The sequence below is a fragment of the Amycolatopsis thailandensis genome, from assembly GCF_042723255.1.
In the GTDB taxonomy this organism is placed as follows: domain Bacteria; phylum Actinomycetota; class Actinomycetes; order Mycobacteriales; family Pseudonocardiaceae; genus Amycolatopsis; species Amycolatopsis thailandensis.
Genome location: NZ_JBHXJK010000206.1, coordinates 1 through 10,685, shown reverse-complemented (window position 1 = coordinate 10,685; position 10,685 = coordinate 1). Strand labels below are relative to the sequence as shown.

Genomic DNA, 10,685 nt, shown 5'->3' with positions numbered 1-10,685 from the left:
TGCTTGCGCCTAGCGCAAGCAAGGGGGCCTTCATGTACTTCTCTACTTGGACAGCAGGTTCGCGCAGCGGATCAGCCCGATGTGCGAGTACGCCTGCGGGTGGTTGCCCAGCGAGCGTTCCGCGATCGGGTCGTACTGCTCGGGCAGCAGGCCGGTCGGGCCCGCGGCGTCGACGATCTGCGTGAACAGTTCCTCGGCCTCGGTGCGCCGCCCGGTGAGCAGGTACGCCTCGATGAGCCAGGCCGCGCAGATGTGGAAGCCGCCCTCGCCGCCGGGGAGGCCGTCGTCGCGGCGGTATCGGTACACAGTGGACCCACTGCGCAGTTCCGCCTCGATCGCGGTCACCGTCGACTGGAACCGCGGGTCGGCCGGATCGATCAGCCCGGTCAGCCCGACGAACAGCGACGCGGCGTCGAGATCCGTTCCGTCGTAGGCGGTGGTGAAGGCCTGGACCTCTTCGTTCCAGCCCTTCGACAGCACGTCGGCGGAGATCTCGTCACGCAGCGAAGGCCACGCGCCCGGCACCTGACGGCCGTAGACTTCGCCCAGCTTGATCGCCCTGTCGATGGTCACCCAGCACATCACCCGCGAGTACACCCGGTGGCGCGGCACGTGCCGCTCCTCCCAGATGCCGTGGTCCGGCTCGTTCCAGCGCCGCGTGACGGCTTCGGCCATCGCGCGCACCAGCTGCCAGTCCTCGTCGCGCAGCCCGCCGCGCGCTTCCGCCAGCGTCTGCACGAGTTCGACGACCGGGCCGAAGACGTCCAGCTGCACCTGATGGTTCGCCAGGTTGCCGACGCGGACCGGCCGCGAACCGGCGTACCCGGGCAGCGATTCGATGACAGCTTCGGCACCGATCACGCTGCCGGACAGGGTGTACAGCGGGTGCAGCCGTTCCGGACCGGCCAGAGTGGCCAGCACACCGTGCAGCCAGCGGAGGTAGCCTTCCGCCTCTTCGGTCGAGCCGAGGTGGACCAGTTCGCGCACGGTCATGGCCGCGTCGCGGATCCAGCAGTACCGGTAGTCCCAGTTGCGGACGCCGCCGATCTCCTCCGGCAGCGACGACGTCGCCGCCGCGAGCACGCCGCCGGTGTCGGTGTTGACGAGCCCGCGCAGCGTCAGCGCCGAGCGGCCGACGAGGTCGGTCTGGACACTGGGCAGTTTGAGCGTCTGCGCCCAGGTGCTCCAGTAGTCGCCCGCCCGGGACCGTCGCTCCACTTCGGACAGTTCGTGCGCGCCGAGATCCGAGGTGCCGCAACGGAGTTCGAGCACCACCGGGTTCTCGGGAGTGGGCGTGACGAGCGCCGACGCGGTGTCGTTCATGCCGTCAGAGGTGATTTCCCACTTCACACCCGGTGAGCGCAGCGCGAACGGCTCCGAGGTGCCCTGTACCAGGATCCCGTCGCCCTCGGCGACCAGTTTCACCGGTACGCCACCGAATTCGGGCCGCGGCGCGAACACGACCTCCGCCGCCGTCTCGCCCGAGATCACCCGGACGAGATCCGTGCGGTGCGCGGGACTCTCCGGTTCGAGGTAGTCGGTGACGAGCAGCCGGGACCAGCGGGTCTCGACCGTCATCGTGTTCGGCAGGTAGCGCTGCCCGAGCGGCAGGCCGTTGCGGTGCGGCTTGATCGAGAAGTGTCCCGCGCCGGCGCCGCCCAGCAGGTCCGCGAACACCGCGGGCGCGTCGGGGCCGGGGTGGCACAGCCAGGTCAGCCGGGCGTCCGGCGTGACGAGCGCGACCGATCGTTCGTTGGCCAGCAAGGAAAGCCGCTCGATCGGCGGCGCCTGCTCGCCGTAGAGCCAGTTGCGCCGCTCTTCGAGCAGGAAGGCGAGCGCCATCGCGACGTCGACGGTGTCCGGGACGCGGTACTGCGCGAGGCTTTCGCCCTCGCCGACCTTCACGCCGAGGTCCGGGCCGGAGATCCGGGCGAACGCCTTCTCGTCGGTGACGTCGTCGCCGAGGAAGATCGCCGCGGTCGCGCCGACCTGGTGGCGCAGGGTGTCCAGCGCGCGGCCCTTGTCCGTCTGGACGACCGCGAGCTCGACGACCTCCTTGCCGTCGGTCGTGGACACGCCCTCCCACTTCGAAGGTCCATTGTGGACATCGCGCAGGACGCGGCGGCCAGCCTCGTGCTCGGCCCGGCGGACGTGCACCGCGATACTCGCGGGCTTGACCTCGAGCGAGACGCCCGGCACGTCGAGCACCAGGTCTTCCAGCTCGGCTTCGAGCCGTCTGTGGAGCTCGCGGGCCTTGTCGTCGAGCGCGTGGATGAAGCCGATGTCGAACTCGGATCCGTGGCTGCCGACCAAGTTCACTTCGGCGGGGAGACGGGACAGGGTGGCGAGATCGCGCAACGCGCGGCCGGAGATGACCGCGGTGGTCGTCTCGTGCAGGCCTGCGAGCGACCTGAGTGCGCCTACCGATTCGGGCAGCGGCCGGGCTTCGTCCGGGTTGGCCGTGATCGGAGCCAGCGTGCCGTCGTAGTCGCAGGCGACCAGCAGCCGCGGCGTGCGGGCGACCTGAACGATCGCTCGCCGCAGCTCGGCGGGCAGTGCCTCGGCGGTCAACGATTCTCCTCGAGCTATGCGGGGTATGGGGGAAGTCTCAGTCGGCCGGTTCGGCACCGAGCGCCTGGAGGAAAGAGCGCGCCCAGCGGTCGACGTCGTGCGTGAGGACTTGGCGACGCATGGCGCGCATACGGCGGCGGCCCTCTGCGGGGTCGAGCGTAATGGCTGTCTCCAAGGCGTTCTTCACCCCGTCCAGGTCATGCGGGTTGACCAGTAGCGCACTGGTCAGCTCCGCCGCGGCGCCGGCGAACTCCGAAAGCACGAGCGAGCCGCCCAGGTCGTGGCGGCAGGCGACGTACTCCTTGCAGACGAGGTTCATCCCGTCACGCAGGGGGGTCACCACCATGACATCGGCCGCCGAAAAGAACGCGGCCAGCTCCGTCCGGTTCACGGACTGGTGCAGATAATGCACGACCGGGTGACCCACGCGGGCGAATTCGCCGTTGATCCGTCCGACCATCTGCTCGATGTCGCCGCGCATCCGCTGGTAGTGCTCGACGCGTTCGCGGCTCGGGGTGGCCAGCTGGACGAACGTGACGTCCTCCGGACGGACGCGGCCTTCGTGCAGCAGCTCGTGCAGTGCCTGCAACCGCAGGTCGATGCCCTTGGTGTAGTCGAGCCTGTCGACGCCGAGCAGGACCTTCTTCGGGTTGCCCAGGTCGTGCCGCAGCTGGGCGGCGCGTTCGGCGACGCCCTTGGTCTTCGCGAGTTTGTCGAGGCCGATGGCGTCGATGGAGATCGGGAACGCGCCGACCCGGACCGTGCGGTCGCCGACCTGCATCAGGCCGGGGCGGGTACGGATGCCGACCGCGCCGCGGCTGGATTCGAGACCGGCCAGCTGCCGCGCCAGCCAGAGGAAGTTCTGCGCGCCACCCGGCCGGTGGAAACCGACGAGGTCGGCGCCGACCAGGCCGCGGACGATCTCGGTCCGCCACGGCATCTGCATGAACAACTCGACCGGGGGAAACGGGATGTGCAGGAAGAACCCGATCCGGAGATCCGGGCGCAGTTCGCGGAGCATCGCCGGGACCAGCTGGAGCTGGTAGTCCTGGATCCACACGGTCGCGCCCTCGGCGGCGACCTTCGCGCTCGCCTCGGCGAAGCGCTTGTTCACCCGGACGTAGGACTCCCACCAGCTCCGGTCGAACACCGGCCGCGCCACCACGTCGTGGTACAGCGGCCAGAGCGTCGCGTTGGAGAAACCCTCGTAGTAGTCGCGGACGTCGTCCGAGGTCAGGGAGACCGGGTGCAGGACCAGGCCGTCGTCGTCGAACTCGTCGACCTCGACGTCGGGCACACCCGGCCAGCCGACCCAGGCACCCTTGCGGGACCGGAGGAACGGTTCGAGCGCGGACACCAGTCCGCCGGGGCTCGCCGTCCACCGCCTGCTCCCGTCGGCGGTCCGTTCGAGGTCCACCGGGAGCCGGTTCGCCACCACCACGAAATCCGCGGAGGCCGTCCTGCTCGTCTCGGCCATTGCTTCGTCCACCAGCCGCTCCCTCAAACTCGCGGGTCGCTGCCCTAAGGGGAAACCCTATCGCGCGAGGAGGTCGCGGCCGGTGGCCGAGCGATCACTCCAAGCGCCGTTCGGCGGGTTCCATCGGCCCCGCCATCCGCGGCCCGGCGAATTTGCGTTCCAGCCTGCCGAGCCCCGTGCGCACCGGCTGCGCGAGGTATTCGCCGAGCACGACGCCCGCTGCCAGGGCGAGGCCCACGGCGACGGCCGTCATGAGCGTCGAGATGTTGCCGCCGGGCTCGACGCCCAATTGGTATAGACCACGATAGGTGGAGAGACCGGGGAGAAGGGGCGTGATGCCGGACACAGCCACCACGAGCGGCGTCACCTTGAGCCGCCTGGCGAGCACGCCGCCGCAGAATCCGACCAGCGTGGCGGCGATCGCCGACGAGCTCACGCCTTCGAAGCCGGTCACCATCAAGGCGCCGTAGACCGCGCCGCCGACCGCGCCCGCCGCTCCCGCGACGATCATCGCGCGCAGGGTCGAATACGAGGCGAACGCGAAGCAGGCCGAAGCGCCGATGCTGCCGATGATGATGATCGGCAGGTCCTGGGGCGTCGAGGAGACGACCTCGGGCAGCGGGGTGAGCGGCATCTGGATCAGCTTCGCGATCTTCAGGGCGAGTACGACGCCCGCGATCAGCCCGGCACTCATCAGCGCGGTTTCCATCGTGCGCCCGGCCGCCGTGACGTAGTAGCCGGTGATGGCGTCCTGCACGGCCGAGACGGTGGAAAGACCGGACAGCAGCACGGTGACGGCCGCCGCGACGACCAGCGTGGGTTTGTCCGTGGTGAGCAATCCGCTGCTGACTATCGCCATCGCGGACAAGGTCGCGACCAGGCCGCCGATCACCTGCTGGAAGAAGAACGGCAGCGCGTAGCGGTTCAGGAAGCGGCCGAGCCGGTCGATGACGGCGCTGATCACCATCGCGACCAGCGCGACGTCGATGCTGCCGCCGAGGATCAGGGTGATGAACGCGGCCAGCCCGCCCCAGGCGGCCGTGGCCACCCAACGCGGGTACGGGTGCGGCGCGGTGGTGATCCGCTGGAGTTCCTGCTGGGCCTCTTCGGCGCCGATGTTCCCGCGGACGATCCGGCGGACCAGGGTCTCCGTCTGGGTGAGCCGCGTGTAGTCGAGGCTGCGCGAGCGGACCACGCGCAGCGCCGTCACCGGCGCCATGTCGGTGCCGCGGTGGCAGGTCACCGTGATCGACGTGAAGATCACGTCGACCTCGCAGTGCGGGAGGCCGAGCGCGGAGGTCAGCGCGATGATCGTCGCCGTGACGTCGGAGGCGCCGGCGCCGCTGGACATCTGGACCTCGCCGATGCGCAGGACGAGATCCAGGACGAAGTTGACCGTCGTGTCGTCGGGCGGCTTCGGGCCCATCGCCTCTTCGCCGTCGACGGCGGGCTGCTCGGCCGTCGGGGCTTCGAGGATCTGCCAGGCGCGGCGGCGCAGCAGGTTCGGCCGGTGCGAGCGAGCCTGGTGGATCGATCGCTCTCCGTCACGTTGGCGTGGCGCTTCCAGCAGCCATTCGCCGCGTTCGGGTGTTTCGTCCTGGTTCTTTTCGACACCGCGTTCGCCGCGCTGGGCCCTCTTGGTGTGCTCGTTGATCTTCATGATCGATCCACCTCCTCACTCGTCTCATAGGGACTTTCCCGAGGACCATCGGGGCCGGCGCCCTGACTGTTGCAGGAAACCCGAAGTGGCGTCCGCCACGTCGGAGGAAGATCATCGTGACGTCGCCGGTCTGCGGCACACTGATGGGCATGGCGTCCTCTTTGAGCAGGCGATCCATCCTTCGTGCGGCCGGTGTCACGACGGCCGGGACAGCGGCGGCATTCACCCTTTCGGGTGCATCTAGCGGGGCGGAGCCCCCGGTTTTCGCGCACGGGGTGGCCTCGGGTGACCCGATGCCCGATTCGGTGCTTCTCTGGACCCGGGTCACCCTCTCGCCCGAGGCGATTCCGGGATCCGGAAAAGGCGTGGCGGTGGACGTCCGTTGGGAGGTGGCGAAGGACGCCGGATTCGCGGACGTCGTCGCTCGCGGTCACGTCCGGACCGGGCCGGAACGCGACCACACGGTCAAGGTGACGGCCGGCGGGCTCCGCGCGTCGACCGGGTATTGGTACCGGTTCACGTCTCAGGGGAGGGTCTCGCCGACCGGGCGGACGCGCACCGCGCCTTCGCACGACGACGACGTCGCGAGGCTGCGGTTCGGCGTGGTCTCTTGTGCGAACTGGGCTGTCGGTCACTTCGCCCCCTACGGCTATCTGTCCGGCCGCGACGATCTGGACGCCTTCATTCACCTGGGTGACTACCTCTACGAGGGAGATCCCAACCCTGCTGGTGATCTTCGGCCCTCGGTACCGCCCAACGAGTTGATCACCCTGGCGGATTACCGGCAACGCCACGCGATGTACAAGACCGACGAACAGTTGCGGCGGCTCCACGCCCGCCATCCGATGATCGCCACCTGGGACGACCACGAGGCGGCCGACAACGCCTGGTCCGGCGGCTCGCCGTCACACGATCCGGCGACCGAGGGCAGCTGGCGCGATCGGATGCGGGCGGCGCACCAGGCGTACTTCGAATGGATGCCGGTGCGGCATCGCGGCGACCGGCTCTACCGGCGGCTGAAGTTCGGGAGGCTGGCCGACCTCACCATGCTGGACCTGCGCACCTACCGGACCCAGCAGCCCGCTTCGGCTTCGGCGGACGGCACGATCCTCGGCGCCGAGCAGCGGCGCTGGTTCCTGGACGGCCTCGCGCGCGGGACGGCGTCGTGGAACCTGATCGGCAACTCAGTGATGGTCACGCCGCTGAAGATCCCCGCACTGCCCAGCCGCGAGAAGCTCGCGCTGGACGGCCTGCTCGACGGCCAGCCGACCACGGTGAACACCGACCAGTGGGACGGCTACACCGCCGACCGCCGCCGCGTCCTGGACACCATCGCCGCGCAAGGGCGAGGCAACACCGTGTTCCTGACCGGCGACGTCCACTCGTCTTGGGCGAACGACGTGCCGCGGGACGGGACGAGCGTCGCGGTGGAGTTCGTCTGCCCGTCGGTCACCTCCGACAACATCGACGAACAGCTCGGCGTCCCGCCGCGGACCGGCTCGCTCAAGGTCGAAGCCGCGATCCGCGCGCTGAACCCGCACGTGCGTTTCGTCGAGCTCGACTCACACGGGCCCTGCGTCCTGGAAGTGACACCGGAGGCCGTCCGGATGAACTGGCACTACGTCGCCGACCGTCGCGATCCGGCGACCTCCGTGACGTTCGCGCACGCCTTCCGGACGGTGGCCGGGGAGCCCTGGGTGCGGCCTGCGGAGGGTTGAGGGGGCGCCGATATACTGGGCTCGCCCGGGCTGTCCTGGGCAAGGCCGCTATAGCTCAGCTGGTAGAGCATCTGTCTTGTAAACAGAAGGTCAGGGGTTCGAGCCCCCTTGGCGGCTCCAGATCAACATGGCAGGGTGGCCTGCCAATTCGGCGCGTCACGTGATTCTTGTTCGCATTTTCCTTGGTGTCATTGGCTCGCGGATCGCCGGCATGGCCCAGGACGCTCCCGGACGGCGGAGCGACCCCGCGCGGACGAGTCGGGTCAGGTCTGCCAACGCGCCGTCAGCAGGCGTTGCGCGGGGGGCGTCCCGGGGAGGTCGACGTTCGGCCTGGCGGCGAGGCCGCCCAGGGCGATCGCGATCAGGCGGCGCCGGGCGGCCCGCGCTTCGGCGGTGAGCGAGGCGTCGTCCAGGTCCTGGATCTGCTCGATCAGAGGCGAACGGCCCAGCTGCTCGATGAGCAGGAGGATGTCGGTCGCGGTCACGTCCCCGCGTAGTCCGCCGCACTCGCGCGCGCGGTCCACCAGGGCGGCGAAGTCCCGGTCTGCGGCGGCCGCGAGGTCGGCCATCTGCGGGGGCAGCGAGGTCAGCCTCCCCAGCGGGGCCAGGGTGCCTTGGCCGTACTCGACGCTCTCGATGACCAGGTTCTGCAGGCCCTGCCACGGGTCGGAGTGGTCGGCGGCCGTGTGCACGGCCGCCGACCATTGCTGGTTCGACAGCACCAGCAGTCGTTCGTACAGGGCGGCCTTGCCGTTGTAGCGCCGGTAGAGCGTGCCCACGCCGACTCCGGCGACCTCGGCGATCGCGTTGACCGAGGCGTTGGCCCCGTCGCGGGCGAACACCCGCCGGGCGGCCTCCAGGAGAGCCTGGTCGTTGCGGGCGACCTCGGCCTGCCGGGCCTGCTGCTGTCTGGAGATGGCCATGCTCGTCATCCTAGACCTTGCGGAGTGAAACGCTCCGCAAGTAGTGTCCTCGATGTGCGGAGCACATTGCTCCGGACTAAGGAAAGCGAGGATCCTGTGCCTTCGAACAAGACCGTGCTCGTCGCCGGAGCGACCGGAAACCAGGGCGGCGGCGCCGCCCGGGCACTGCTCGCCGACGGCTGGAACGTGCGGGCCCTGGTGCGGGACACGGACGCGGCCATCGCCCGTGCCCTGGCCCGCGCCGGTGCGACCCTGGTCCACGGCGACCTCGATGACGCGGAGTCACTGGCCCGGGCGACCGCCGGCGCGCACGGCGTGTTCAGCGTCCAGCCGCTGGCCGTCACCGAAGAGGAACTGGCCACCGAGGTCCGCCGCGGGATCGCCCTGGCCGACGCCGCCCGGACCGCGGATGTCGCGCACCTGGTCTACAGCTCGGTCGACGGTGCCGAACGCGCCACGGGCATCGACCACTTCGAGTCCAAGACCCGCATCGAGGAGCACATCGCCGACACCTTCCCGTCGGCGACGATCCTGCGGCCGGTGTTCTTCATGGACAATCTGCTCTGGTACGCCGACGCCACCGACGAACGCGTCCTGGAACTGCCGGTGGTCCCCGATCGCCCGATGCAGATGATCGCGGCCTCGGACATCGGCCGGATCGCCGCCGCCGCGTTCGCCGAGCCCGAGGCCTACCTCGGCACCCGGCTGGCGATCGCCGGGGACGCCGTGAGCTTCGAGCAGGTGGCGGCGACGTACCAGCAGGTGACCGGCGTCCGCACGCGGCTGGCGCCCAAGCCGATCGAGGAACGGATGTACCAGTGGTTCGCCGAGGACGGCTACCAGGCCGACATCCCCACCTTGCGCACCGACTTCCCCTGGCTTCAGCGCTTCGACGCGTTCCTGCGTAACGCACTCTCAGCCCGCTGACCTGCTCCCGACGTCAGCGCCATCGCGGCGCTGTTCCACCCCGACGCCCTGTGGGCGACCGCCCACGGCAAGGTCACCTACGAGGTCGTCCGCACCCGATTCCTGTGACCACCAACGGCCCGCCCCTGGCTCCGCACCGCCCGCCGGTGGGCCCGGCCCGACGGACCGGAGGTCTGTCAGAGAGACTGGGGGCCAAAGCCCGCCCTCTCGACCTGGAGCCTTTTATGCCGCAAGGGACCGTCCGTTGGTTCGACGCCGAACGGGGTTTCGGCTTCCTCGCGCCCGAGGACGACTCGCCGGACGTGTTCGTGCACGCCTCCGAGATCGTCGGGGACGGCGGCGCGAAAATGCTCCGCGAGGGTCAGGCCGTCGTGTTCGAGGTCGGCGAGAACGACCGCGGGCCCCAGGCGCTGCGCGTTCGCGTCACCGCCGATGCGGCCACCGGCAGCGCCGTGGGCCTGCTCGGCACCGTCAACTGGTACGAGCCGGGCAAGGGCTACGGCTTCGCGTCGCCGGACGGCGGCGGCGCCGACATCTTCGTGCACAGCTCCGCCATCGTGACCGGCGGCGTGGTCACCGAGGGGCAGCGGGTGGCCTTCCTGATCGTCGAAGGCGAGCGCGGCCCGCAGGCCGAGCACGTGATCCCGCTGGGAGCGGGGGCCGGCTCACCCGCCGCGGCCGGTATCGCGGACGGTGCCGACGGCACGGTGGCCTGGTACGACGAGGACAAGGGCTTCGGCTTCATCAACCCCGACTCCGGCGCCGGGGACGTCTTCGTTCACGCCCGGGCCCTGGCCGAGGGGCTGACGTGGCTCGCGGAGGGCGACCGCGTCGCCTACGAGGTGGCCAGTGGGGACAAGGGCCCGCAGGCCCGCGACGTGCACCTGGTCCGGGGCGCCGAGCCCCAGACGGCGCCGCAGCGGTCGGCACCTGCCGCGGCCGCGGGGCCGGCGGCGCGGGACGTGCCCGTACGAGGCGGCGAGGGCGTCGTCGCGCGCTACGACGCCGACCGCGGCTTCGGCTTCATCACCCCGGACGCAGGCGGCGACGATCTCTTCGCCCACGTGTCCGTGATCATGGGGTCGGAGCCGCTGCAGAAGGGTGACCGGGTCCGGTACGCGGTGCGTCAGGGCGACCGGGGCCCGCAGGCCGACCGCATCGAACGCCTCTGACGAGGCGGCCCCACCGATGGCTGCCTTGAAGGCATGGTTCTGAACTGGCCGACGGGGTCGGCCGTGCCCTGAGTGTCCACATGGGGCATTTATCGGCGATCAGATGTTTGATTCATGCTTGTATAAGCTTTTCTGTGCAGGGTCGTGAGTGGCAATGAAGGAGGCCTTCACGGACTTTGCGTTCAGGAGACATGAGCGAGGTGAAGGGGACTTTCCTCTCATCGCATGAGCGGAAAG

At 69.9% G+C, this 10,685-nt stretch carries 7 protein-coding genes and 1 tRNA gene; 4 read left to right on the top strand and 4 right to left on the bottom strand.

Annotated features, from left to right (window positions below; translation table 11 throughout):
* Positions 1–42: 42 nt before the first annotated feature.
* The 3 genes from otsB to ACFWMR_RS40595 all read right to left on the bottom strand — a co-directional run bounded on the left by otsB (position 43) and on the right by ACFWMR_RS40595 (position 5,708).
* Complete coding sequence (otsB, locus tag ACFWMR_RS40605) at positions 43–2,571, bottom strand: trehalose-phosphatase (RefSeq protein WP_378382233.1); 2,529 nt, start codon at positions 2,569–2,571, stop codon at positions 43–45.
* 37 nt (positions 2,572–2,608) lie between these two features.
* Positions 2,609–4,048: an alpha,alpha-trehalose-phosphate synthase (UDP-forming) gene (locus ACFWMR_RS40600; protein ID WP_093935375.1), complete on the bottom strand. Its 1,440-nt coding sequence runs from the start codon at positions 4,046–4,048 to the stop codon at positions 2,609–2,611.
* A 94-nt stretch (positions 4,049–4,142) separates the two neighbouring features.
* A complete protein-coding gene (locus ACFWMR_RS40595; protein ID WP_093935374.1) occupies positions 4,143–5,708 on the bottom strand; it encodes a threonine/serine exporter family protein in 1,566 nt (521 codons plus the stop codon).
* 143 nt (positions 5,709–5,851) lie between these two features.
* On the opposite strand from ACFWMR_RS40595, the gene ACFWMR_RS40590 reads away from it, so the two are divergent.
* Positions 5,852–7,426, top strand: a complete 1,575-nt coding sequence (locus ACFWMR_RS40590; RefSeq protein WP_378382234.1) for an alkaline phosphatase D family protein — start codon at positions 5,852–5,854, stop codon at positions 7,424–7,426.
* A gap of 44 nt (positions 7,427–7,470) precedes the next feature.
* Positions 7,471–7,546, top strand: a tRNA-Thr gene (locus tag ACFWMR_RS40585).
* Between the two features lie 143 nt (positions 7,547–7,689).
* On the opposite strand, the gene ACFWMR_RS40580 is transcribed toward ACFWMR_RS40585, so the two are convergent.
* A complete protein-coding gene (locus ACFWMR_RS40580; protein ID WP_378382232.1) occupies positions 7,690–8,349 on the bottom strand; it encodes a TetR/AcrR family transcriptional regulator in 660 nt (219 codons plus the stop codon).
* Positions 8,350–8,445: 96 nt separating this feature from the next.
* Between ACFWMR_RS40580 and ACFWMR_RS40575 the strand changes: the two genes are divergently transcribed.
* Both ACFWMR_RS40575 and ACFWMR_RS40570 read left to right on the top strand, forming a co-directional pair.
* The gene (locus ACFWMR_RS40575) at positions 8,446–9,276 is read left to right on the top strand and encodes an NmrA/HSCARG family protein (RefSeq protein WP_378382231.1); all 831 of its coding nucleotides are present in this window, start codon (positions 8,446–8,448) and stop codon (positions 9,274–9,276) included.
* 224 nt (positions 9,277–9,500) lie between these two features.
* The gene (locus ACFWMR_RS40570; RefSeq protein ID WP_378382230.1) at positions 9,501–10,448 is read left to right on the top strand and encodes a cold-shock protein; all 948 of its coding nucleotides are present in this window, start codon (positions 9,501–9,503) and stop codon (positions 10,446–10,448) included.
* The last annotated feature ends 237 nt before the right edge of the window (positions 10,449–10,685 follow it).

Excerpts from the sequence above, each read along its gene's own strand:
- ACFWMR_RS40590 (WP_378382234.1), top strand. The coding sequence starts at position 5,852 with ATGGGCATGGCGTCCTCTTTGAGCAGGCGATCCATCCTTCGTGCGGCC.
- ACFWMR_RS40595 (WP_093935374.1), bottom strand. The coding sequence starts at position 5,708 with ATGAAGATCAACGAGCACACCAAGAGGGCCCAGCGCGGCGAACGCGGT.
- ACFWMR_RS40580 (WP_378382232.1), bottom strand. The coding sequence starts at position 8,349 with ATGGCCATCTCCAGACAGCAGCAGGCCCGGCAGGCCGAGGTCGCCCGC.
- ACFWMR_RS40570 (WP_378382230.1), top strand. The coding sequence starts at position 9,501 with ATGCCGCAAGGGACCGTCCGTTGGTTCGACGCCGAACGGGGTTTCGGC.
- ACFWMR_RS40600 (WP_093935375.1), bottom strand. The coding sequence starts at position 4,048 with ATGGCCGAGACGAGCAGGACGGCCTCCGCGGATTTCGTGGTGGTGGCG.